We start from the raw sequence: 23,833 nt of genomic DNA on the forward strand, positions 1-23,833 counted from the left end.
GGGCGGCAACAGAGAGGTTTTCCCGTCGAGAACGAGGAGTGTCGAAGTGGCCCGAGGACACCAGATGAAGGCGCTCGCCCTTCTCTCGGCTTTTGCGCTGGTCGGCCTGACTGTGGCCTGCGGCGCGGGCGGAAGTGGCGCGGGCGACGCGGGGAGCGGCAACAGCCCTTCCTCGGCGGCAGCCGGAGGCTCGTCGGACATCCCGGCGGTCGCCAAGGACGACAAGCTCGCGGCGATGGTGCCGGCGTCGATCACGGCGGACGGCAAGATCCTGGTCGGTCAGGACCAGAGCTATCCGCCGAACGAGTTCCAGGACGAGAGCGGCAAGGTCACCGGTTTCGACGTCGACCTCGGCACCGCCATCGGGCAGAAGCTCGGCCTGAAGATCGAGTTCCAAAACTCCGCGTTCGACGGCATCATCCCCGGCATCCAGGCCGGCAAATACGAGCTCGCGATGTCGTCGTTCAGCATCAACCCCGAGCGGCTGCAGACCGTCGACATGGTGAGCTACTACAAGGCCGGCACGTCGCTTGCCGTCCTGAAGGGCAACCCGGACGGGCTGAACCTCGACGACCTGTGCGGCAAGAAGATGGGCGTGCAGAAGGGCACCACGCAGGTCGACGATCTGCAGACGCGCTCCGACGCCTGCACCAAGGCCGGCAAGCCCGCCATCGACGTCACCCAGCTGCAGGCCCAGACCGACGTGAACCTGGCGCTGACCGCCAAGCGCGTGCAGGGCGAGCTCGCCGACTCCCCAGTGATCGACTACGCCGTGAAGCAGACCGGCGGGCGGCTCGACGTCCTCGGCGCGCCCTACGACACGGCTCCCTACGGCATCGTCCTGAAGAAGGACAGCGGCGACTACACGAAGGCCGTTCAGCAGGCCGTGCAGGCGCTGATCGACGACGGCACGTACAAGAAGATCCTCGACAAGTGGGGCCTGTCCGGTGCGGGCGCGGTCACCACGTCGGAGATCAACCCGGCGTCCTGAGCGGTGACGTGGGCCTTCGACAGCGGACACCCGGCCGCTGAGGCGTTCACCCGCCGCTACCGGACACCACCCGAGGACGGCGAAGACCCCAGCGAACTGGCAACGCTGCTCGAACAGGCCGGCGCCCGGGACTGGGCCACCCGGCGCGCCTCCGAACACACTCACGACGCCATCCGAGCGCTGCCCCCTTGCCTGACCGCTCCGACACGGGCCGAACTGGAAGCCCTCCCTTCCCAACTCGACAACCGCACATTCTGACCAAAACGCCGACCCGCCCAAACTCAGCGCGACGCAGCACCCCTCGCGTCCCACGAACTCGACGTCCGGCAGGCGCTGCGGACGCAGACCGCCGTGGTACCGGTCGCCGGGCATGAACACGGCGGTGCCGGCCTCCCTGCCTGGGCACGACGCTACGAAGGCAAGCCAGCACCGCGAAGTTGGTTGCCCGGAACTCCGAATATCCGCCCGATCTTTCCCAGATACTGCGGGGACCCCCAACCCCTGCGTCGAGCAGGTGTTCCTGGCCCAGGGCGAGCACGCCCAGCTGGTCATGGTCGGCGACTCCGCGCAGGCGATCTACGGCTGGCGGGGCGCCCGCGACGTGATGACCGGCTTTCACGGCCGCCATGCTCGCCCTGTCGCACTCGTTCCGCTTCGGTGACGCGGTCGCCGGGGAAGCCAACCGGTGGCTCGCGATTGCACGCGCCCCGATCCGCCTCACCGGCTCCCCCGCCGTGCGCAGCTCGCTGGACACCGTCGAGGACCCGGACGCGATCCTGTGCCGCACCAACGGCGGCGCGATCGCCGAGATCCTCACCCTGCTCGCCGCCGGGCGCCGCGTCGCGCTCGCCGGCCGCGCCGAGGACCTGCGCGGCGTTTTCCTCTCTGCTTCATTTGCGAAGCGTGGTTGAGACTGGGTGTGTTGCCGAGAGTCTGCCGTCAGCACAAGGCGCTGGCTGCTTGCACTTCGGCGAGTGTTTGCCGTGCGAGTTCGCCGAACTCCTCGTCGTTTGTCGTGTCACTCCAGCGCTCGTAGGCGATCTTCCAGGCGAGCGCGCCCAGTTCGGCGGCTACGTGTGCGGTCAGGGCGGGAACGCCGCGGCGCTTGAGCGCGTCGACCATCGATGCGGTGAGGCCAAGTCCCTTCAGCGCTTCGCGTTCTCGCAGTTCGGGGTTGGCGGTGATCACTGCCTGCCGCCGGGCGCCGAATTCACGACGATCGGGCACGAAGGCTTCTTTCCCGATCACGTCCAGAGCATGAGCCACCGCTTCGAGCGGACCGGCCCCGGCCGGCGCCGCGGCGATCCCCTGGACGACCAGTCCGGTCATCGTGCCCCCGCCGAAGAGCACCTCCCGCTTGTCCGGGAAATGACGGAAGAAGGTGCTCTTGGTGAGCCCGGCGCGTTCGGCGATCTCGATCACCGTCGTGTTCTCGTAGCCCCGCTCCTCGAACAGTTCCAGGGCAGCGGCGACGAGTCGCTGTGATGCGTTGGGCTGCCAGCGGGCCATGGAAACAGCTTACGGCACTTGGTCCCGTCACTCGTGTACGGTGATGGGACCAAGTCTCATCACCGTGTCTGTTGGAGGTTCCCATGAGCCGAGCTGTCATCTACGAAACGTTCGGTGGTCCCGAAGTGCTGGAGTTGCGGGAGGTTCCAGAACCGCACGCCGGGCCTGGCGAGGTCCGCGTCCGCGTCACGGCCGCCGGGCTGAATCCCATGGACTGGGGTATTGCCTCACGGCCCGAAGCGGCGGCCCAGTTCGGCATCACCGTGCCCTCCGGCTTCGGATACGACTTCGCCGGCGTTGTGGACGAGATCGGCGACGGCGTCACGGATTTCGCGGTGCGCGAGCGTGTCTACGGCGGCGCGCTGGGCAGGGCGGTTGCCGATTTCGTGGTGGTCAAGACACCTACGGGGGCGTCCGAGGCGCTTTGGCCTACGCCGGAGGGCATCAGCGACGAGGTGGCGGCCACGCTTCCGGTGGCCGGCATGACCGCCGCCGCCGCGTTGGCGGCCATTGATCTGCGGGCGGGCGACACCGTCCTGGTCGGCGGCGCCGCGGGCGGCGTGGGCGTGTTCGCCGTACAACTCGCGAAGCTCGCCGGCGCCCGGGTGATCGGGACCGCCTCGGAGAGCACGTTTGACTTCCTGCGCCAGCTCGGCACCGAGCTCGTGACATACGGCCCCGGACTGGCCGACCGCGTACGGACACTCGCCCCCGAGGGCGTGACCGCGGCAACCGACCTGTTCGGCACCGAGACGGCCGAGACCGCGCTTGCACTCGGTGTGCCGCCCGAGCGGATCTCCACCATTGCCGCGGGGCCCAACCCGCCAGGCGGCGTGCGCGCGACCGGCGGCTTCGACGCGGTTCCTGGCGCCGCTCAGCGGATCACCGACGCGATCCTCGCCGGCGAGATCACCGTGCCGATCGCCGCTACCTTCCCGATCGAGAAGATCCGCGACGCGGTGACAGAGCAAGCCGGACGCCATGTCCACGGCAAACTCGTGATCACGCTGTGAACCCGAAGGAATGCCACGAAACTGAGACCAATCCGCGTGACATCCGGTGAGACAACCGACGAAACCGTCGGTAAGCCAAGATCGATATGTCACGCGCTCTCTGCGGTTGCAGCTGGGCTGATCATCGCGGTCTGCACACGATGGACGTCTCCCAGATCGACATCGGCCCGATCCACATCGTCGGCGGCGCCGGCACCGCCGCCCCGTAGACCTGTGCACGGCGGTGGCCCGGCCGCGGCATCCACTCGCGCCGGGCCACCAACCCGCCGGTTCTAACGCCGCGAACGGCGAGATCGTCGAGGCGGTGGCCTGCGCTGTTCCCGGCGCCGTTGCGCCACACGGGTTACGCTCGCCTTCAGCGCCACCGGGCGCGCACGGTCCCCCGGAGGAGCACGGGAGGCCCCGATGGCAGGCGACGCGCCAGGCGGGCGGTCTCGGGTACCGGCCGCGATCGAGCCGATGCTCGCGACCCCCGACGGCAGCACGCTCCGAGACGGCCCGCAGTTCGCGTACGAGTTCAAATGGGACGGCTACCGGGCGATCATGCGCGTTTCCGCGGATGGCACGACGGTGCTGACCAGCCGCAACAACAACGACTTCACCGGCCGCTTCCCCGAGCTCGCCGGCCCCTGACCGAGGCACTCGGCGGCCGGCGCGCGGTGCTCGACGGCGAGATCGTGGCCCTCGACGGCGAGATCGTGGCCCTCGACGACGACGGGCGGCCGAACTTCAGGCTGCTGCAGAACCACGACACCAGCAGCCGCGCGGTCGCCTACTTCGTGTTCGACGTCCTGCAGCTCGGCGACGACGTCCTGCCCTCCCCCGCGCTCGCCGAGCAGGCCGGCACCATGACCGCGCGCTGCGGCGCCGCGCTGCCGCACGACGGCATCGAGCTGGTCGCCGGCGACTTCGGCGTTTCCTGCTCCAGCTGTCTGGTGCAGGCGCTGACCCCTCGGGCTGCGGACCCGGAAACCGGGCAGCGCTGGCGCGAGTGGTGATCACCCTCCCTGGGGGTCGGTTCTCGTCGCGGACACGCACGCCCGCGACGAGAACACCCACCCGCCCGGGACTTTTCCGGGCACGGTGATCCTTCCGCACCACCGGCGGCGGCAGTGGTTCACCTGCTCACGTCCACTCCGCCGGGCCGGAGTGGGTGCAGAATCGCTTCGGTGATCACCCCGGCGCCGGAAACCGGCCAAGCTCCACGCCGACAAGGCCTACGACATCCCCGCCCTGCGCGACTGGCTCCACCAGCGCCGAATCATCCCGCGCATCGCCCGCAAAGGCATCGAATCCCGCGACACACTCGGCAAACACCGGTGGGTCATCGAACGGGCCATCGCCTGGCTGTTCGGCTACCGCCGACTCACCAGCCGCTACGAACGCAAAGCCGGCCACTACCTCGCCTTCCTCACCCTCGCCGCCAGCATCACCTGCTACAAGAAACTCACCAAATGAGACAAGCTCTTATACCCCTCTGACGCTGCGTACGTAGTTCTTCCGTAGTTCTTCCGAAGCGAACCCCGAAGCCGCCAGCCACTCTGAATGGGTACGAAACACCCGCGCACGAGGAAGGAAAAGCGACGAACACCTTGAGTGAGCTCGGCGCGCTGCACCTAACCCGCCCAGGTACCGCCGCCGGGCCGGACACCTGGGCCGCCTGGCACGAGCGCCGCGCGCTCGTGCTGGACGCCCTGGCCGCCGAAGGCAGCACGCTGGCAGCTGCCTCCGCCGCGGCGGCACACCGCAAGGCAACCGAACTTGGGAAGTAGCCGGCTGAAACCGGACCTAGCCATGGGCGGCGGCCCGAGGACCGTGCGTCGCACGGGCGGCGCGCGAGGGCGCTGCCGGTCAAACAGCGGCCGGCAGCGCCACCTTCACAGCGCTCAGCGACGGTTGCCACGCTCGCAGCCGGCTGATCATCGCGGTGTTGCACCTTGACCTTGATTGGCGCCACCAGGACCACCTGCGATACGACCATGGTGGTGGCGGACCTGCGGAGTCTCGGTCATCGCTGGTCGTTGCCGGAAGGCCTTGGGTGGAGCCGTGTGACATGCACGTGGCACGGGCCCGCGACGCGGTCGCGGTGGAGAGTGGCCCGCGAAGGCCTGCGACCAGAGAATCTAATTCGATCTTGGTCGACATTGTCGGTTGTCGACCCTTATGGGTCGCTGCCTGCGCGCCTCTGGCACCTCGACCTCGCCATCGGCCGCAGGTTCGAAGCTTGCAAGGGCCAAGTTTCCCCAAGGGGATCGCGAAGATCGCTTGCCCACAGCAGATTAAAAATCTTGATTCACAAGTCTTGACATTAGCTCCTGTCGTTGTCGTACTTGATACGAGTCGTGAGAGTCGTTGAGCACTCGCACCCAGCGAGTTGAGGAAGGATGTTATGACTGGGAGCCGACAATCTGGGGCATCGCGTGATTCAGGTCACGTCCGGTGAGCGCGACGCAGATTCCTACCGCGCCGTACCGGTTGCCGGCGGTCGGTCATACCGTTCGTTTTCTGCGGGATCCGATCGGCTTCATGGAGTTACTGCAACCATTGGGCCCCCTGGTGCGCGTGTATTTCGGTTCGCGGTCTTTCTACTACGTGAGTGACCCGTTGCTGGTGCATGAGGTGCTGCTGGCGCAGAACGAGGCATTCGAGAAAGGCCGTCTATTCGAGAAAATGAAGACTTTCGCCGGCGAGGGAGTGGGAACGGTTGCCGGCGAGCAGCACCGTATGCAGCGTCGTATGGTACGTCCAGCCTTGCATCCCGACCGGCTTGAGCATTATGCGGAGATCATGTACGAGCACGCTCAACGCGGTATCGCGGGATGGAAGCCTGGACAGCAGGTCCGGGTGGACCGCGTAACGCTCGACTACACGGTTCGTGTTATTGTGGCCACACTGCTTCCCGCGCAGTTGCATCCGCATGTGGCTCGCCATGTGATTGAGACGGTTCCAAAGATGCTGCGTGATGCCATCCGGTTCATGGTGCTGCCCGAGGCGCTTTTCCGTCTGCCACTCCGTGTAAACAAAGAGATCCATTCCGCCAGTGGGGAGCTGGCGAAGACGATTGACGAACTGATCTCGTCCTACCGTGCGAGCCCGATCGTGTCGGAGCAATTCGATCTCCTTAGTTACATGCTGGATTACCGGGTTCCGCAGACCGGCGAGGAAGTTCCACACAAGCTGATGCGGGACCAGGTGATGAATTTTCTCATTGCCGGGCACGAGACGACTTCGTCGGCGCTGACCAGCGTTTTCTGGATGCTGGATCAGCATCCAGAGATACGGGAACGGGTGTATCGTGACCTTGAAGCTTTGGGTGCTGAAAAGGTCACACAAGAAGCGCTGATGAAAGTGCCCTACACGCGAGCTTTTGTGAAGGAAGTCTTGCGGCTCTATCCTCCCGGGTGGATGCTTCCGCGCCGGACCACCCAAGGGGTACAGATGGGAAATATCCATGTGCCCGCCGGCTGTGAGCTGCTGATTTCGCCCATGGCGCTCCACCGCCGGCCTGATGTCTTTCGACGGCCTCATGTTTTCGATCCTGATCGGTGGATCGACGCCGGCACGCAGGATATCCCGAAGGGGGCGTACATCCCGTTCGGCCTGGGGCCACATGTGTGCCTGGGTGCTCAGTTCGCGGAAATCGAGATCGTCACCTTCCTGGCCGCCGTGAGCCGTGGATGGCGACTGGTACAGCGTCCTGTCGCGGCTGACCGGTTCCGCTTTGGCCTGACAGCGAGACTTCCAGAACTCCAGTGCGTGGCCGTGCCCCGTTGATCCCCACCCAGTGAAAGGCGCAGTCTTGTGCAAGGGCTGACTTCCTACGCAGAAACCGCCATCCCCGGCGTCGTCCTTCCCGAAACGTTGCGGGATACACGCAGGTGGGCTGGCCGTTTCGATGCGGACACCGAGCGAATTTCGCGCTACGTTACCCTGTTCGCCTGGGTCCACCCCGACATCGTCGCGCAGCAGCAGAGCATCCTCGCGAAAATTTACGCCTTCTACCGTTTCTACGACGATTTCAATGACTCCTTGCAGAATGACATCGCGACCAGTCGTTCTATCGCCGAGGAGATGATCGGCGTACTGAATGATGAAGAGCCCCGGTCGGACACCTCGGTCGTCTGCATGTTTCGTGATCTGTGGCGTCAGCACAAAAAGACGGCCCCTCAATCTTTCCTTTCGCGTACAGCCACGCACTGGCGTCACTACTTTGCGACCCAGAGCAACTATCATGCGATGCGGAAGGACGAGTATCCGTGGAATCTTGAAGATTACCTCGGATTCCGCATCGACAACGGCGGTGTTGCCCTCGCGATCACGCAGGGCGAACTCGCTAACACGGTCTACATTCCCGATCCTGTTTACAGGATGCGGACTCTGGTGAGAATGCGGACCCTGGCGTCGTACTGCATCATCCTCACCAACGATCTCCACTCCGCCGTACGGGATGAACGTATCGGCGACCACCGAAATCCTGTCGCTCAGTACATCAGGCACGCCGGCGCCTCACGCGCAGAAGCATTCGCCTACGTTCAGAATCTTCTACTGACGTACAGCGAACAGCTCCACGACTCCTTCGACCGACTCGCACTTGAATGTGATCTCCTCGAACTCGGGGATGCGGAGTGTGCTGTTGCTCAGACGGCGGCCCGGAACTGCGTGCATCACAGTGACGGTTACGAGGCATGGGCGTATCGGAACGAGCCGCGTCTGGCGGCTCCCGATGTCGATCCGGGCCTCATCATCCGGCCGTCGGGTTCCTGACGTCGCTACGCGGTGCCTTCGACGAAGGCGTCGAACGTCGGCGTGCTCGGTGCCTCAAGCGATACATCACCCGAGAGATCTACGCCACACTTTCCCGCCACACCGGGCCCGAGCCACGGCCGACCGACCACGCTCTCCGGGAGCTGTCCCCTCGCTACCGATGCGGCTATGGGGCACAAGGTCCGCGTGATCGCGGTGGTGAGATCCATGGTGCTTGGTCCTTTTCTCTTGTCGGCGCTGGTGGCCGGCGGCTGGGCTCGGGAAGCGGTGGGCTGGGGGCTGCCTGGTTTTCTTCGCTGCACGCCGACCCCGTTCGGGCTTGTGTTTTTGTCGGTCCCCCGTGTCGCCCACGGGGTATGCAGCTGACCGGACGCGATTTCGACAAGATCCCGCCGCGCAATCTGCAGGTGCCGGTGGTCGACTTCGCGCACCGCTGGCTCGCGGCCGAACAGCGCTACGACGCTCGAGCGCAGCTGGCCGCGCTCGGTGTAGTCGACGTGTGCCGGTTGGGCCGGTGAGGTCCGGACATTGCGGTGAACTTGATCGCGGCATGCATCGGCGGTATCGCCGTGTGGGTGACCGGTCGGACGCGGCGGCAGGCGCGACGGTGGCGTGCCCGACGTTGCTGGAAGAACATGGGCGACCGCGGCGTCACGGTCGTTGTCGGTGTGCACGAGCGAAACCAGCTGTACGTGTGGGAGCGATCCGGGTTGATCGGCCTCGGTGACGCAGAGGCCATGGCCTCGGTTGAGGAACAGTTGCGGTCGTTCGGTTTCGATTCGACGGTGAGGCCGACGGGCGACATGCCGAGTTCGGAGTTGCGCCGCGATCTGGTACTGGTCGGCGGTCCTGACGGCAACAGGGTGACTGCTCAGATGATTCCGCGCCTCAGGCCGGCGTTGACGTTCGGGTTCCCGCGTTGGACTACGCATGAAGTGGCGGTGGCGGATAGCGCGACAGGCCACGAGTACTACCCGGAGTATGACGACGATGGAAGTCTTGCCGCCGACTACGGCGTGGTGGTCCGGGCATCGAATCCCTTGGCCGATGACGGCACGGAGATCGTGATCCTGGCGGGTTGCTGGGGCAACGGCACTGCCGCCGCGGCGGATTCGTTGCGTGGCATGGCTATCCATCGCCATGGAGTCTCCACCCGCCGGTGTCAGGACCGGCCGTCAGCCGATCCCGTTGATGCGGCGCCGGGCGCGTTCGGTGTGGTATCTCAACAGAAGCGCACCCTCCACCGGCGCCGCTGAGGCCAGCCACAACGAACAAGGCGCCGCCGGCCCGGCGGATAGGATCCGCGGCCCACCGGCGGACGCGGCGAGCAAGGGCGAGATCGTCAGGCACACCTCGTCCACCCGATCGGCAGGCCCTCGAAATACTTGATGAGGCAACCGTGCGCTTAGGTCGAAAAACTTGTTCATTCGATCGTAAAACTCTTGATACTCGCCATACCCTGTTCTAATCGAGTAGAACTTCGACATCAGTCTTCACCCAACCTGATCTTGAAGTGAGTGCGCGCGGAACGTCCTCGTCGGACACTGTGGCCAGCGAAGACCAGCACTTCTCGGCGTCGCCGCATACTTCGGCGATCATCTCCGCGACTTGTTTCACCTGGCCGGGGCTGTCGAGGACCTGCCGCGCGGGCAAGGCACGCAGTACCTCGGGGGTGGTGTAGCGGGACTGGAGCAGGCCTGTTGTGGTGAGGTCGCGTTGCGCCGCGCGACCGTGGAGATTTCGCAGGTGCCCGGCCAGAATCGCGGCCGGATCCTGTTCTTTCGCCAGTTCGGTGTCGGTCGGCACGCGGACGAGAGACGGCTTTTTTGTCTGGGAAAGCTTGGTGAGCTGTTCCCGGCGAGACCGGCTCGCCGAGTTCAACTCGCCTGCGCTACGGCGTTCGACCGCGTCGAGCGAGGGCTCGTCGAGCAGGGGAACGAGGTCCAGAAGTGCGTCGCTCGGTGTCCAGGGGTTCGCCACCAACCGCTCGATCGCGCCCGCTCGTATGTCGGCGTCCTTCGGGGAGAGCGCTCGATCGCGGTCGGCGCTCGAACAGCTCTCCCTGACGGACACGACCACCGACCGGAGGAGATCGCCGTCGTCGGTGAGTTCGGCCAGCGCGGCGATGTCCTCCCAGTCCGCACCGGTGAGCCGGCTGCCCGGCTCCCAGCCTTTGGCGACGACGTCCCGCACGAGTTCGGCGAGCGGCACGGCGGCGATCTGCCTGAGCCTGGGCCACCGACGGACGTGCTTCGCGGCCGACTGCAACCGGATGCCCTGGAGGTACTTCCCACCGGCACCGAAATCCCGGGTCATCACCGGCAAGCAGGTCATGAGCAGCTCATCGGACAGCGTGCTTGCCCGGTCCAGCACGATCCGCCGAACCGTCTCTCCGTGCGGCCCTGCGGCCAGTGTCCGCCACACGACCAGCCGGTCTTCCAGCACCGACCACGCTGCCCCGTCGCGCTGTTCTTGCTCGACCCTGAGCCGCTCCCACAAGCGGTCGCGCTGCCACCTGTCCAGACCCTCCAGCTCCGGCGGTTCACCACGGTCGGTCAACGCCGAGTTCACGAGGGCCACCACGAGCGGCTCCGGAAGCTCGGTACCGACCATGCGGTTCCACTGGGTGGCGACCGCGCTGACTTCCGCTGCTTCCACACCGCCGGCCAGCTCGACCGCCTTTACATCCCAGCCGCGCTTGCCGCACAAACCGATCAGGCCGGGCAGTTCACGGTGATCCCGCGCCGCCACGTCGAGCAGTTCCGGATCGGCGGGCAGCAGTTCCAGCAGACCCACGACCAGGTAGCCCTCGGCCACCTCGACGAGCCGCACACGGTTCTCGTCGGTGAGGTCGTCCCGGAGTGCCACCTGGCGCAGCAAGTGCGGCCGCATGCTCCCGAGCGTGGTGATCACGCCGCTCAGCTGCGGCTCGGACAACGACGGCAGCCCGGCCAGAGCACCCAACACAGCTTCGTGCACGAGCCCAGGATTCCGCACACCACCGACAAAATCCGGGCCTCGGCGATCGAACATCCCGATTCACTCTTTCGTGCCGCTCCGTAACACCCCGACCGTCCTCGCCGACTGGGGAGGGCGTGGCGGCCTCGTTGTTCGATCACCAAGACAACGCGGAGCAAGAGGCTTTCTTGCTCCGCGTTTCGGCGCTGGTGGCGCCGATCGTCGCGAACGCCGGCGCGGTCGTCGACGAAGCGGAGCTGCTCGAGGTCGCGCGCGCGGTGTACGCGGCTTTCGGCGACCAAGACGCCATCGGCGGGCTCACCCGCGCCCAGCTGGCGGACGCGTGTGCGGGTGTCTGCTCCGAAAGCGCCTTCCAGAGCCGGTTCGAGCTGTTCTGCAAACTCGGGATGCTGCGTCCGCATTTCGAGAAGGCGCACCAGCAGCGATACGTGTTCAACCCGACGAGCGCGGCGGGCCTGCTGGTGTTCGAGCGGCTCAGCGAACGTGGCGGGGTCGACGAACTGGTCACTTTGCTGGACCGGACCCGGGCCGCGTTGGCATCCGGGCGTGCCACCGTCAACGAGATCCGGTCCGCACTGCTCCAAGCGCGCCGCATGATGACGATCTCGGCGGACGAACTGCTCAGAATGGTCGTCGCCAGCCCGCTGTCCGAGCTCATCGCCGAACGCAAGCACCACCGGCACGCCGCGCTGATGGACGACGTCTTCGCCCTGAACGAGCAGGTCAAGGACACGTTTCCGGCCCTGGACCCGGAGGCCTACCGCCTCGTCGTGGAGACCCAGCGCTACGTCGGCGCCCGCGAGCAGTTCGTGGGCCGCTTGCTCGACGAAGGTGCCGCGGCGCGCGACTTCTCGTTGCTCGATCCGGAGGAGTACTTGGAGGCCGCTCGGGCGGCGTCGCCGGACGAGCTGGCCGAGGTCTTCGCGAGCACGGTGTTCGACCCGCCGGCCCCGTGGCTGGATCCCGCCGTGGTCGCCGAAGGCATCGCCGGGTTCCGGCCCCGCGCGGCGATCCGTCGCCGTCCGCCACGGCCCGCCGATCCACCGCCGGGTCCGGACCCGATGCTTCGGGTCGAAGAACGAGCGGAAGCTGCCCGGATCCGGCGAGCCCGGGCAGCCGAACTGCACCTCCAGGGCCGTGCAGAGGTCGACTTGACCAGCAGTCTCCGGGCGGCGGGCTGGCCCGGGCTCGCCACCATCCTGGTCGAACTGCTCGCTGTCAACGCGGACCCGGACCTCCCTTATCGCGTGCGGATGAGTGACGAGCTCCTCGTCGAACCCGACGGTCCGGTGACGCATCTGACGCCGGTGACCGCCTACCGGCTCACCGACCTCGCGGAACAGATCGCCGAATTCGCGGAAGAGGAGACCGAGCGTGGCTGAGCCGGGAGCGCTGACCTTGGCCCGGATGCGGGCGATCGGGCAGGTACCGATGGCCACCCGGATATCTGCCGACTGGCACCGGCAGGCCGCTGACGCCGGACGACGACTGGTGGAAGCCGTGGTACCCGGACGGCTCCCGGTGGTCATGCTCGGCTGGTGGGACGGCGTCGAACCCGTGGCGGGCGGGGACACCGGTGTCGAACGGACGAAGACATCGCAGGTTGTCCTGCTGACCTTCGCCGCGGTGCTCGGGGCGTGCTGGCCGGACCGGTCGGAACACCCGTTCCCGGGCGTCGCGGCCGAAGAGGACGCCGTACTCGCCGCCGTCGCCGCCCTCGGACCGATCACCGCGTCCGCGATCGAGGGCGGCGCCGCCGGCCGTCGCCACAGCAAGGGCGCGCTCCGACGACTCGACGATGCACGCCTGCTCTCCATCGACGGTTCGGAAGTCCGTCTCGGCCCTGCGATCGCGCTCTGGTCGGAGGAGCAGGTCGCGGCGTTGCGGTCGGTGTACGACCGGCTTCCGCGGTTGGCGGAGCCCGAATGACCGGGATGGGGCTGAGTGACCTGCCGGCGGCCCGGCAGGTCGACGTCCTGGCTGCGCTCGCGGCTGTGGAGACCGCCGATCAGCCGGTGCCGCCCGACGGGTTCCGTGGCCTGCTCGACCCGGCGCTGCGCGCGACTCTGGACCGGTGCCTGCGCGCCCAGGGCCGCATTCTGCTGAAGGTCGGCGACGGGTTCCTTTCCGGGTACGAGGACGACGTCGGCCGGCAGCTGGCCGCCGAAGGCGCCGGAGTCCTGCCGCCGGACGACCGCGCGGTGCTGGCCTTGGTCCTGCTGCACTGCGTCGCGATTCCCCGCGCTGCCGGACGGCTGCGAAGCGACTCCTGGCTCGACGCCGAGCCGGTCAGGAAGCAGGACCTCGTGCTTTCCCAGGTCCCCGAGTCGAGGGTCCGCGGCGCGGTCCAGCGGCTGCGCAACGCCGGGATCCTGCGCTACGGCGCTCGTCGGAGCATTCTCCCGGGTCCGCAGCTCGCCCGGCTCACCCCTCGGGTTTCCGCACAGCTGTGGGAGAACCTCATTTTGCTGGCCCAGCCCGACGGTGTCATGGGGGACGTCATCCGACGGCGCCGGATTGCCCGGGACGAGCACGCCAAGCAGGAGAAGCCATGACCGAAGCTCACACCCCCACAGCTGGAACGGGCATCGTCGGCGACCGGCACCTGGTCGCCGTGCAGACCTTCGATATCGCCCGGCTGACCACGCATGCGGTACCGCTGGTCCCTGGGACGTTCGTCGCGGTGTCCGGCCAGGGCCCCAAAGGCGACTCCAACGGCTCGGGCAAGACATCCTTCCTCGCCGCGGTTTCCCTGCTCCTCGGCGAGGCTCAATGGCGATTGGAAGCCAACGGATCCCAGCACGCCACCAACCTGCTCTTCAAGCCCGAATCGGCGGGCCTGGATCCGACGCATCGGTACGCCCAAGCCGACCGCGGCTACGTCGTGGGCGTCTTCGCCGACCCCGCCGATCCCGCGCGGAGCGCGCTGACCGTCTGGGTCCGGATCGCCGCGACGACGCCGTACCTCAAGGTGCGCTGGACACCTGGGTTGCACGTCGCGATCGCGGACAGCGACTTGGAACGCGACGTACTGGCAGACGGCCTCTGGGAGGCCCTGCCCCGAGCCCAGGAGCTGGGACCCAAGCGGTTCGCCACCGACCTCTATGGCGACGCACCGCGCTGCATGGCCTACCTCGACACCCCCATGCGGCCCTCCGCTCCCTCCTTGCTGTCTCAGCAGATGACGGAGATGACGCCGGCCAGGATCGGCGAAGCCCTCATCGAACTCACCGGCCGCCAACGTCTCCTGGAGACCGAAGCCGAACAGCGTCGCCGGCTGGCCGAGCAGAAGTCCTCGCTCACGGAACGTCAGGAAGCCGACGCCCGGGCGCGTGTCGACGAACAGGCCGACCTCGATGCCGTCCAAGACCGGGAGCGGTCGCGGCAGCACCTGGCCGAGGGCGAGCACATGTGGCGTCTGCACTTCGCTCGCGGCTTTCTCGAGGTGAGCACGAAGGACGCTGAACTGGCCGAGATGATCGGAGAACTCCAGCAGAACGTCGACGAGCTGACCGCACAACGAGAGACCGCGCAGGACGACCTGGACATCCTCCGCGACCGGACGAACCTCGCGGAGCAGTTGCAAGACGCCAAATCCGCCCTCGATCAAGCGCAAGACCGCTTCGGCGTCTGTCGAGACGAGCGTGGGGCAAACGCGCTGAAGCTCCGCGCGCTGGCCGACCGGCGGGTCGAACTCCTGCCGCGCAGAGACGCGTGGACCGGCATCACCGTCGACGCCGCGGTGGAAGCCGTCGGTGCTGCCGATGAAGAGCTCGCCCAGGCTCGAGTCGATCGTCGAGAGGCGGAACAACAGGTCGGTGAAGCAGAAGCGGAGCTGGATGCGGCACGGGCGGGCGATGGGGGCCCCGCCGGTGCTGCGCTCGCCCGCCTGCGCTCGCGCAATATCCCGGCGGCGTTGCTGCTCGACGAGATCACACTGGCTTCGGAGGCACGTGCCTCATGGGAGCCGCGCCTGTGGCCGCACCGCCATGCGGTGGTAGTCGGCCCGGATGACGAGACAGCAGCGTTGGGGCTGATTGGGACCTTCCCCGGAATTAGCGTCGTCGTCGCCGACTCGCCGCTCACCGCACTTCCGTCGCGGCTGCCCGAGGGCGTCACCGCCGATGTGCCTGTGGCCCGGTTCCTGAACACTCTCGAAGCCAGGACCGACTTCGCGACCGCACCCGAACGCGCAGTCGACCCGGCACTCGGCGAAGCCGTCATCGGCCGCTTCGACGAAGAGATCGCCGGACGCGCCGCCCGGGTTGCCGCGGCTGAGCGCAACGTTCGACGCGCAACCGACAAGCTCGCGGAAGCCCGCATAGCCGAAAGGACAGCGGCGCTGGCACTCGAGGCAGCGCGGGAAGACCTCGGCGCCGCCGAAGCCGCCGCCGAACTGGACTTGCTCTCCGCAGAAGAAGGTGAACTGCAAGCAGCCATCGCCGAACTGGACACCACCCTGGAGACGCTGCACGCGGCGGTCCAGGAGGCGCAAGAGGCATGGCTTGCGGCTGCGACTGCAGAGCAGAGCCACCAGCTGCAGGTCAATGCCGCGGCAACGGCAGTACGTCAACTCGACGAACAGCTGGGACGCGTGCAGAGCAACCTCGGGCAGCGGCGAACCGATCGCGACAACCTCAATGTTTCCTACTGGCTGGTGGGATGGGCTGACACCCCGGAGGCCGCGACGGAACTGCTGGACGCGCAACCGGACCGAGTCCGGGCATTGCGACCACGGTCCTTGCGGCACCGCGCAGCCGAGAAGCTCAAGGACGCGCTGGAGGCCTACCTCGCCGCGTCGCCGCGAGTGCCGGCCGAACTGGCCGAAGCAAAAGACCGGCGTGAGCGCTTCGCCGATGGCGAGCCAGGGGTCGCCGCGCGTGACTCGGACTTCACCAGCATCGCCCAACCCCTGAGGGACCTGCTCGACTCCCGCAAGGACTCGGACCGCATCCTCGAAGACCGCATCGTCCGGTCGCAGCGTGAACGCGCGACCCAGATCGAGGAGATGGCCGCCGAGACCACGGCACTGGACGAGGAGATGGAACGGCTCCAGGACGCGATCAGCAGCCGGCTCGAAGCCTCCCTCGACAAAATCAGCAAGGCCCTCGACCGGCTCACCCGGGCTCGCGGCGGGTTCGGCGCCGAGCTTCGTGTCACCCAGACCCGACCGCCGACCGCCACGTCCCCGTGGACCTGGGAAGTCTCGCCTCGGTGGCGGCGGTCCCCCTCCGGCGGAATGATCTCCTACCGCGAAGTCGCGAACGGCGCGCAGGTCAAGGTCTTCGCCATCCAGCTCGTGCTGGCCGCGCTCCTAGCCGCGGACGGTGCCCGAGGCCGAGTCCTGGTGCTGGACGAACTCGGCAACAGCCTCGGCGACGTCAACCGCAAAGACGTCCTGCGGGACCTCAACGAAGTGGCCGCCCAGCAACAGGTCACAATCCTCGGCACGTGCCAGGACTCGGTGATCGGCGACGCCGCCGGCGTGTGTGGGGAGATCCTCTGGTTCTGCCACCAAGCACACACCGAGGCCTACAACCAGCCGACCCGTGTCTGGGGCTACGACGCGAACGGCGAACGCGTCGAGCTTGTGCGCGACTGGCTCACCGCCGGACGGTCCCTTGTCTGACCAGCACATCCCGATCGGTGGTCTGCCTGCCGGAGTCGTGGCCACCGCTGTCGCACGCAAAGACGGCAGCGTTCCCCGAGACCGGCGCGGCCGGACGAAAACGACGTACGTCCGGCTCACGTCCAGTGGTACCGGCGTCACGCCGGGCACGCCGATCGACGGCATCGCGGCCAACGACCTGAAGTGGGTCCTCGACAGCTCCCGGAGGTACTGGAGTTCCCTCGAGCGGCGCTTCGGTCCGGCTGCGCGGGACGTGGTACTGCACTTGACCGCAGCAGGAGTCGTCGACGCCCTGTGCTCGGTCGGCGAAGACCTCCGCATCGACGCCGTACGACGCTGGGATCTCACAGCTGCCTGGGACTCCCACCGGCGAACCCGCAAGGATCACGAACAGAACCGCGTTGAAACCTGGCGTTCTCGCGCGGAAGCCGCGGCCGAGCGCGTCGTGACGATCGATCCGGAGCTGGCGCAGGCGCTGACAAGCAATCCATCGGCGAATGCGCGGTTGGCTGTCCTCGTACATGCCGCGGAAGATCTCGCCGACGGCATCACCCACGACGGCCCGCGCGCTTTCAGCCAAGCCCACTTCGACGGCACGAAGGACCGCGAGGACGCCGCGGACATCCTGGCCGCGTGCGGCGTCCAGCAGAGCACCCTGCTGGCACTCGGCGTGCTCCGGAGCCCGTACCTGGGTCTCGGCGGTCCGATAACCGTCCAGGATCTGAACGGGCAACAGTTCTCCCTTGCGGGCCTGGCCGGACCGATCCGGTTCCGCGCCACCGGCTTGCCTCTGCTCGTTCCCGCGATCGTCGGCGGCACGAAGACGATGGCCGTGATCGAAAACCTGCAAGCGGCCGAGGCGGTGTGCGACCGCTTCCCTGGCGTCGCGGTGACGTGGTGCGCCGGACAGCCTGCTGACGTGGTCGTCGACCTCAACGCGAAGCTCGCCGCCGGCGTCGAGCACGTGATCGTGGCGACCGACGCCGACCTCGGCGGTGTCCGCATCGCGAATCGGATCGTCACGGCGTTGACCGGGCACCCGGACGTGCTGATCGTCGACGCCGGCGCTCACGCCCACCCTGCGCGACCACCATTCGGCAAAACAAGTGTCGACGGCCTCACCGCGCTGGCCGAAGCGCCCGATCCGATCGCCCGGTTCGCCAAAGCTTGCCTCGACCGCGGTTATCCGGTCGAACAGGAAGCGACCATCCGAGCGGCGCTCAACGCAATCCTCGGGTCCTGACTGCCATCGAAGCTCGCCGCAGGGGCGTCTCAGCTGCACCGGGTCAGCTCGAACTCGTGCTGCCGGCATCGAGCCCATGCGAGCCGCACTGCGGCCATTCGAGTGCAGATCAGCCCCAAGCTCGTCATCGATCCCAGGCGAGTGCGTTCCGCCCTCGACCCAAACCCGCCTCAAACGTCGAGGTACAGGATGATCGCTACCGCCCGCAAAGCGACCACGAGGCTCGCGGTGTCCCCGCGTCGGGCCGGCGCCCGACATCGTCAGGGAACTGCCGGGAGCCACGGGCTGAGGTTCGCGTTCTATGGGCGGATGTCCACAGTCGAGTTCCAGGACCGGATGACGTCGTTGGGGTGGCAGCGCGAAGTCGCCGAGGAGACGATCCGTGGGCACGGTGCGATCGTGGCGGAATACTTCGACGAAGGATGTTCCCGCCGCTTGCCCTGGCGGGCGCGGCCTGCCGCGGCACAGCTGATGGCAGCGGCGGAGCACCCGAACCGTCCGTTCGACGCGGTCGTCATCGGAGAATACGAGCGTGCGTTCTACGGAGACCAATTTGGCGCCGTGCTGACCACGCTGCGGGTGCAAGGTGTCCAGCTGTGGCTGCCCGAAGCAGACGGTCCCGTGAACCTCGACGACCCCGTGCACCAGGCGTTGATGCTGCTACTCGGGTCCCAGTCACGTCGCGAGGTGCTACGGGCGAGGCACCGTGTGCTGGCGGCGATGCACGTTCAGTCCCGGGTTCAAGGCAGGTTCCTCGGCGGTCGGCCGCCCTACGGTTACCGTCTCGCCGATGCCGGCCCGCACCCGAACCGGGCCCACGCGAGCTGGGGTCGCCGCCTGCACCGCCTGGAACCAGATCCGGTCACCGCACCGTGGGTGCGGTGGATCTTCGAACAACGAGCCACGGGGCGCAGCGTGGCCGGGATCGCGCGGGAGCTGAACGACCGCAGTGTCCCGTGCCCGTCGAGCGCTGATCGAGATCGAAACCGGCACCGGACGAAGCACGAGTGGATCGTCCGGACCGTCGTCGGCATCCTCGAGAACCCCCGATACACAGGGCGGCAGGTATGGAACCGTCACGGCGCCAGAACAGCCGGTCCTGCCTGCCACGGTGCTCCAGCCCAATCGTCGGCGGTACGAGGCTGGGCCGAATCGAAGAAGGTGACGCACCCTGCTCTCATCGACGAGAAGACGTTCCTGGAGGTCCAGGGCATGCGCGCGGCCCGGCCCACACAGCACGGCGACACAAGGACGTACGTGCTGGCGGGGCTGGTGCAATGTCAGCTGTGCGGGCGCCGGCTGGACTCGCACTGGGTGAACGGCCGTCCCGGCTACCGCTGTCGCCACGGCCACACCAGCGCCCGCAACCGCCCACCAGGGCTCGCGAAGAACGTCTACGTCCGCGAAGACCACCTACTCGACGACCTTCGGACCCGGTTCCCCGACATATCCGATGACGATGGCTCCGCGACCGCGGACTACCTGAGAATGAACGATCTGACGGTCATGTGTGGCGGCCCCACGCGAGAAGTCAAAGCCCCTAATTCCCTATGCGTAGGTCTCGCAGCAGACGAGACCACCAGAGGGCAACTGCTGTTACTCTGACCTGGCCGCGACGCGCGGCTTCATGGGGTAATTGAGTGTCCGAGACGATCTTGCACGTTAACCACAACGCTCCGGATCCCTGGCTGACCTGCAGGTTCTCACTTGTCGACCCCGAAGCCACCCCACGCCCCATGGGGACTACAACGCTGGCCGCTATCGAGAAGTTCGCCCGCTGACAAGTCGCCACCTCGCCCGGCAGGGCGGGGTGGCGATCCGGTCGATCGTGACGTTGTCGCAGTCGAACTCGACCATGTCCGGGAGGACGTAGCGGACCCAGCGCCGGCCAGGAAGCGCCCGCGCCCGACCCGGACGGCGACGTCGACATGGACGGCTGAGCGTGCCGGTGTAACGTCGAGTTTATGTCGTTTCGGGACGGCCAGTACCGGTCCGGTCCGCAGTCGGCCGAGCTATTGGTGAAGACGCGGCGCACTGGACTCGGCTCGCGCGTCGGGCACGATCTCACGATCGAGGCGTCAGAGTGGGTTGCCGCCGTGTCGGTGAACACGGCGGACCCCGCCTTGTCCTCGGTCTCGGTCGACGTCGCCGCCGGCTCGCTGCGGGTGCGGTCCGGAAGCGGCGGAATCAAACCGCTCACCGACTCCGACCGCGCCGAGATCGAGAAAAACATTCAGACGAAGATTCTGCACACCGACCGATATCACGCAATCACGTTCCACTCGACGCGAGTCATCCAAGATGGCGAATCACTCACCGTCGACGGCAATCTGACCATCATGGACCAGTCACACCCGATCACCGTGCTGGCCACGGTCAGCGACGACCGCAGGATCCGAGGCGGCGCAACCATAGTCCAGACACAATGGGGCATCAAACCCTACTCGGCGTTTTTCGGGGCGCTGAAGCTGGCAAACGAGGTCGCAATCGAATTCGACGCGGAACTCACCCCGCCCTAAGAGCGTGTCTTACGTGGTGATCGGGTCGCTCGTGAGCGATGATCTTGGCTGTGGTTGATCGGTTGTCGTTGCGGTTGGTGCCGGATGAGCTGTGGTTGCTGGTGGAGCCGTTGATCCCGGCGTTCGAGTCGCGTCCGCAGGGTGGTGGCACGGCCCCGTTGGACGCTCGTGCGGTGTTCACGGCGATCGTGTACGTGCTGACCAGCGGGTGTGCCTGGAGGGATCTGCCGCCCTCGTTCGGGGTACCGTTGCAGACCGCGCACCGCCGTTTCGGCCAGTGGACCAAGGCTGGGCTGTGGCGGCGTTTGCATCACGCGCTGCTGGACGAACTCGGCAGCCAGGGCCTCATCGACTGGAGCCGCGCGATCGTGGACGGTGCCTGCGTGCGGGCGAAAAGGGGGGATCCATGACCGGTCCCAGCCCGGTCGACCGCGGTAAACCCGGCTCGAAGATCCACGCCCTGTCCGACCGCGCCGGGCTGCCGCTCGCGGTGGCTGTCTCCGCCGCCAACACCAACGACTCCTACGCACTCAAGCCACTGGTGATGGCGATTCCCGCCGTCCGCTCCCGCCGTGGTCCGCGACGCAGCAAGCCGGCCAAGCTGCACGCCGACAAGGCCTACGACCAGCCCGACCTCCGCCGCTGGGTCCGAGACCACGGCATCAAGGCCCGCATCGCCCGCAAGGGCATCGAATCCACGGACAAGCTCGGCAAACACCGCTGGGTGATCGAACGAACCATGGCCTGGCTCACCGAATACCGGCGCCTCACCCTGCGCTACGAACGCAAAGCCGAACACTTCCTCGCCTTCCTCACCCTCGGAGCCAGCCTCACCTGCTACAAGAAACTCCGAATACTAGCCACATGAGACACGCTCTTAGCTCCACAGTGACGAAACACCGCCCACCGGATCCAAAGATCCAGCTAAGGGCTGTCTCGTAACTGGTGTTGTGGTTGGTGGGGCTGGTGGTGCGGTCAGCCGGCGAGGAGGATGTTGTGCAGGTGCGCGATGCCGGAGACCGTGTTGGCGAGGGTGCTGGCTGCGCGGCGGTAGTCGCGGAGGATTTTGAAGTTCTTCATCCGGGACAGAACGTGCTCGACGCGGGCTCGGACCTTGCGGTGGGTGGCGTTGAGGTCTTGCTTCCAGCCCGGCAACTCGCCCCCGTCACGGGGTTTGCGATAAGGCATGACCACGTCGGGGGCGCCTTGGTAACCGCCGTCAGCCATGACCGGCCGGTCGGCGAGTTGTTCGGCGATGCCGGAGTCGCGGTAGACGGTGCAGTCGTTGCGGCCGCCCGACTGTGGGGCGCCGGTGGCGATCACCAGCCGGGTGTCGGCATCGATCGCGACCTGCACATTCGTGGAGTAGCGGTAGTTCTTCGACGGGGTGGCCAGCCGGTGATCCCGGGTCGGGACCAGGGTGCCGTCCACGATCGCCACCGCGTCGATCCGGCGTTTACGGACCGGCGCCAGTGCCAGCAACGGGCCGATCGTGTCGCTTCCCCCGATGCGCTGCGGAAGGCAATACCCCGAACAGCGGCCCGATCTGACGCATCGTCAAGTTCGTCCGCCAGTAGGTCGCGACCAGCAGAACCCGGTCTGCCAGCGGCAATGCCCACCGCCGGCCAGGGCTACCGTCCGCGATCTCGTCCCCGCCCCGCTTCGCGACCAACCGCACCAGCTTCCGGAACTGCCCCGCCTCCAACCCGGTAAACGGGACAATCCACTCCGGCCGCGACGCTGTGATCACCTGCACCACGACAACACGATCACCGACCGGCCCAGCGAGACCGAGACCGGGTTACGAGACATCCCTTAGGGCGGTTTTTTTGAGAGTACAAACTTTGAGTTTTCATGGGCCCTGACTTCCACTGTGACGCGAAAAGTGGAGCAGCCCGGTCCAGCACCACGCAAACGGGGTCGTGAACGCCGCCGCGGCGGCTCCCGGATGGGCGAACCTTGAAAGGTGTTTTGGAGCTATCCCCGCGATGCCCCACACTGTCGCGGGGTGCCGCTCATCTCGGCTGAGTCCGGCCCGACTGCGTTACCTTCAGAGTCGGGCTCGGCCACCCAATACAGCCAGTGGTCTGATCCTCTATGAGTACGAAGCCAGATCCCGACATGACGTGTCCCGTTGCGTGCTAGCTTCGTGCCCATCCTCTTGCGAGGTCGTAGCCGTACGCGAAGGGCTGCGATGGTATGAGCGGCAGGGCTCCGGCGCCCCCGCTGGCAATGCCAAGAGTGTGGGGCACCCGCTTCGCGCACGCTGACGCACTGACCATTCGAACGTGACCATGTACGGGCCGGAACGCGGATGGATCACACGTGCCCGAGTCGCGCCGCTTCCACGGCCTCCAGCACTCGACCGCCGCCTTATTCCTGGAACCGGACGTCGATCTCGTCGTCATCAACGAACTCCTCGGCCACGCCCACATCGGCGTCACCGCCGGCGTCTGCGCCCACGTCCGACTCCGCCTCCAACGCCAGGCCATCGACACCCCAAGCAGCGCCCTCGGGCCGACCGACGCCCCGGACGGCCCACCCACCACAGCCGTCGTCCCCTGACGTTGCCGCCAAATGACTGAGGAGCCATTTCAGTTCACGCCGGTGAGCAGATTTCGAACTCCGAGCGAGCCAAGTCGCGAGCTACTTCACACACGCACGAACGTAAGTGACTCCGCGAAAACATCACCCTTCTCGCAAAGCCCTTTTGACCTCGTCAAGCGCCGCCTTCGCTTGCGCTCTCTCCGCATCGTCGACCCAGCTGCGCCACCACCAACCTCCGACTGGAAGAGCGGCTTCAAGCGCATCAATCGCCAAAGTCCGCACCTGGAGCGATACCGGCTTCGGTAGCCATTCCGTGATCCCAGGGACCTCTTCATTCCATGAGAACTCTTCCCCGGAGGGCAGGCTTGCCGCAATCACTGCCGCAGCGGAAATTACTTCCTCTGGAAGCGTTTCCGATGATTCTGACCGTGAATTCACCAGGACCGATTCCAGCGTTCGCACCACAAGCTCCAGCCGCCCGCCGGCTGTTAGTGCTCCCAGTCCGTCCAGGAAGTCGAGCGCGGTGTCGCTGTCGAAAGGTTCTACACCCCAGGTACCCACTGCGCACTCCAATCTCGAACCCAGCTCACCGGGCGTTTACCTGGAAGGATACCAAGAGGAAGCATCTCCATAGGACAG

General features: G+C 66.7%; 23 protein-coding genes and 2 pseudogenes. 21 read left to right on the plus strand and 4 right to left on the minus strand.

Features of this window, described 5'->3' with window-relative positions; genetic code table 11:
* Positions 1 to 64 precede the first annotated feature (64 nt).
* From ACFY1H_RS42340 to ACFY1H_RS42355, 4 genes are all read left to right on the plus strand, one after another.
* Positions 65 to 991, plus strand: coding sequence for an ABC transporter substrate-binding protein (locus ACFY1H_RS42340; protein WP_386955859.1), 927 nt, complete (start codon positions 65 to 67; stop codon positions 989 to 991).
* A gap of 3 nt (positions 992 to 994) precedes the next feature.
* A complete protein-coding gene (locus tag ACFY1H_RS42345; protein ID WP_386955823.1) occupies positions 995 to 1,249 on the plus strand; it encodes a hypothetical protein in 255 nt (84 codons plus the stop codon).
* Between the two features lie 292 nt (positions 1,250 to 1,541).
* Positions 1,542 to 1,652 (plus strand): hypothetical protein, encoded by a 111-nt coding sequence (locus ACFY1H_RS42350; RefSeq protein ID WP_386955860.1) that lies wholly within the window; start codon positions 1,542 to 1,544, stop codon positions 1,650 to 1,652.
* Complete coding sequence (locus tag ACFY1H_RS42355) at positions 1,618 to 1,902, plus strand: hypothetical protein (protein WP_386955824.1); 285 nt, start codon at positions 1,618 to 1,620, stop codon at positions 1,900 to 1,902. Before ACFY1H_RS42350 ends, ACFY1H_RS42355 begins: the two co-directional genes overlap by 35 nt.
* Before the next feature lie 28 nt (positions 1,903 to 1,930).
* On the opposite strand, the gene ACFY1H_RS42360 is transcribed toward ACFY1H_RS42355, so the two are convergent.
* Entirely contained in the window at positions 1,931 to 2,500 is a 570-nt protein-coding gene (locus ACFY1H_RS42360; RefSeq protein ID WP_386955825.1) for a helix-turn-helix domain-containing protein, read from the minus strand.
* Positions 2,501 to 2,583: 83 nt separating this feature from the next.
* On the opposite strand from ACFY1H_RS42360, the gene ACFY1H_RS42365 reads away from it, so the two are divergent.
* The 8 genes and pseudogenes from ACFY1H_RS42365 (at position 2,584) to ACFY1H_RS42400 (ending at position 9,533) form a co-directional block, all read left to right on the plus strand.
* Positions 2,584 to 3,513 (plus strand): NADP-dependent oxidoreductase, encoded by a 930-nt coding sequence (locus tag ACFY1H_RS42365; RefSeq protein ID WP_386955827.1) that lies wholly within the window; start codon positions 2,584 to 2,586, stop codon positions 3,511 to 3,513.
* Positions 3,514 to 3,918: 405 nt separating this feature from the next.
* Positions 3,919 to 4,146, plus strand: a complete 228-nt coding sequence (locus ACFY1H_RS42370; RefSeq protein WP_386955829.1) for a hypothetical protein — start codon at positions 3,919 to 3,921, stop codon at positions 4,144 to 4,146.
* Positions 4,147 to 4,172: 26 nt separating this feature from the next.
* Positions 4,173 to 4,511: a hypothetical protein gene (locus ACFY1H_RS42375; RefSeq protein WP_386955830.1), complete on the plus strand. Its 339-nt coding sequence runs from the start codon at positions 4,173 to 4,175 to the stop codon at positions 4,509 to 4,511.
* 178 nt (positions 4,512 to 4,689) lie between these two features.
* A pseudogene (locus ACFY1H_RS42380) lies at positions 4,690 to 4,971 on the plus strand (transposase); the annotation flags it as partial.
* Between the two features lie 981 nt (positions 4,972 to 5,952).
* Positions 5,953 to 7,287, plus strand: a complete 1,335-nt coding sequence (locus ACFY1H_RS42385; RefSeq protein WP_386955831.1) for a cytochrome P450 — start codon at positions 5,953 to 5,955, stop codon at positions 7,285 to 7,287.
* Positions 7,288 to 7,314: 27 nt separating this feature from the next.
* The gene (locus ACFY1H_RS42390) at positions 7,315 to 8,277 is read left to right on the plus strand and encodes a terpene synthase family protein (RefSeq protein ID WP_386955832.1); all 963 of its coding nucleotides are present in this window, start codon (positions 7,315 to 7,317) and stop codon (positions 8,275 to 8,277) included.
* A gap of 356 nt (positions 8,278 to 8,633) precedes the next feature.
* Positions 8,634 to 8,795 carry a hypothetical protein gene (locus ACFY1H_RS42395; protein WP_386955833.1) on the plus strand — a complete coding sequence of 54 codons (162 nt, stop codon included), beginning with the start codon at positions 8,634 to 8,636 and terminating at the stop codon, positions 8,793 to 8,795.
* 15 nt (positions 8,796 to 8,810) lie between these two features.
* Complete coding sequence (locus ACFY1H_RS42400; RefSeq protein ID WP_386955834.1) at positions 8,811 to 9,533, plus strand: hypothetical protein; 723 nt, start codon at positions 8,811 to 8,813, stop codon at positions 9,531 to 9,533.
* 208 nt (positions 9,534 to 9,741) lie between these two features.
* On the opposite strand, the gene ACFY1H_RS42405 is transcribed toward ACFY1H_RS42400, so the two are convergent.
* Positions 9,742 to 11,256 (minus strand): hypothetical protein, encoded by a 1,515-nt coding sequence (locus ACFY1H_RS42405; protein ID WP_386955835.1) that lies wholly within the window; start codon positions 11,254 to 11,256, stop codon positions 9,742 to 9,744.
* Positions 11,257 to 11,423: 167 nt separating this feature from the next.
* On the opposite strand from ACFY1H_RS42405, the gene ACFY1H_RS42410 reads away from it, so the two are divergent.
* From ACFY1H_RS42410 to ACFY1H_RS42445, 8 genes are all read left to right on the plus strand, one after another.
* Complete coding sequence (locus ACFY1H_RS42410) at positions 11,424 to 12,638, plus strand: hypothetical protein (protein ID WP_386955836.1); 1,215 nt, start codon at positions 11,424 to 11,426, stop codon at positions 12,636 to 12,638.
* Entirely contained in the window at positions 12,631 to 13,185 is a 555-nt protein-coding gene (locus tag ACFY1H_RS42415; RefSeq protein ID WP_386955837.1) for a hypothetical protein, read from the plus strand. The genes ACFY1H_RS42410 and ACFY1H_RS42415 overlap by 8 nt, the downstream gene beginning before the upstream one ends.
* Positions 13,182 to 13,811, plus strand: coding sequence for a hypothetical protein (locus ACFY1H_RS42420; RefSeq protein WP_386955838.1), 630 nt, complete (start codon positions 13,182 to 13,184; stop codon positions 13,809 to 13,811). Before ACFY1H_RS42415 ends, ACFY1H_RS42420 begins: the two co-directional genes overlap by 4 nt.
* A complete protein-coding gene (locus ACFY1H_RS42425) occupies positions 13,808 to 16,885 on the plus strand; it encodes a hypothetical protein (protein WP_386955839.1) in 3,078 nt (1,025 codons plus the stop codon). The genes ACFY1H_RS42420 and ACFY1H_RS42425 overlap by 4 nt, the downstream gene beginning before the upstream one ends.
* 37 nt (positions 16,886 to 16,922) lie before the next feature.
* Positions 16,923 to 18,128, plus strand: a complete 1,206-nt coding sequence (locus tag ACFY1H_RS42430) for a DUF2399 domain-containing protein (protein ID WP_386955840.1) — start codon at positions 16,923 to 16,925, stop codon at positions 18,126 to 18,128.
* 309 nt (positions 18,129 to 18,437) lie between these two features.
* Positions 18,438 to 19,733 carry a recombinase family protein gene (locus ACFY1H_RS42435; protein WP_386955841.1) on the plus strand — a complete coding sequence of 432 codons (1,296 nt, stop codon included), beginning with the start codon at positions 18,438 to 18,440 and terminating at the stop codon, positions 19,731 to 19,733.
* Positions 19,734 to 20,092: 359 nt separating this feature from the next.
* Positions 20,093 to 20,647 carry a YceI family protein gene (locus ACFY1H_RS42440; RefSeq protein ID WP_386955842.1) on the plus strand — a complete coding sequence of 185 codons (555 nt, stop codon included), beginning with the start codon at positions 20,093 to 20,095 and terminating at the stop codon, positions 20,645 to 20,647.
* 50 nt (positions 20,648 to 20,697) lie between these two features.
* Positions 20,698 to 21,515 (plus strand): IS5 family transposase gene (locus ACFY1H_RS42445; protein ID WP_386955843.1). Its coding sequence is split into 2 segments (ribosomal slippage): positions 20,698 to 21,040 and positions 21,040 to 21,515, totalling 819 coding nucleotides; the frame shifts between segments, so codons are not numbered across the junction.
* A gap of 107 nt (positions 21,516 to 21,622) precedes the next feature.
* On the opposite strand, the pseudogene ACFY1H_RS42450 reads toward ACFY1H_RS42445, so the two are convergent.
* Positions 21,623 to 22,403, minus strand: a pseudogene (locus ACFY1H_RS42450) (transposase family protein).
* A 569-nt stretch (positions 22,404 to 22,972) separates the two neighbouring features.
* Here ACFY1H_RS42450 and ACFY1H_RS42455 point away from each other — a divergent pair.
* Positions 22,973 to 23,212, plus strand: coding sequence for a hypothetical protein (locus ACFY1H_RS42455; protein WP_386955844.1), 240 nt, complete (start codon positions 22,973 to 22,975; stop codon positions 23,210 to 23,212).
* Positions 23,213 to 23,335: 123 nt separating this feature from the next.
* On the opposite strand, the gene ACFY1H_RS42460 is transcribed toward ACFY1H_RS42455, so the two are convergent.
* A complete protein-coding gene (locus tag ACFY1H_RS42460; RefSeq protein WP_386955845.1) occupies positions 23,336 to 23,755 on the minus strand; it encodes a DUF4259 domain-containing protein in 420 nt (139 codons plus the stop codon).
* Positions 23,756 to 23,833 lie beyond the last annotated feature (78 nt).

Source organism: Amycolatopsis sp. NPDC001319, from assembly GCF_042896185.1.
Lineage (GTDB): Bacteria > Actinomycetota > Actinomycetes > Mycobacteriales > Pseudonocardiaceae > Amycolatopsis.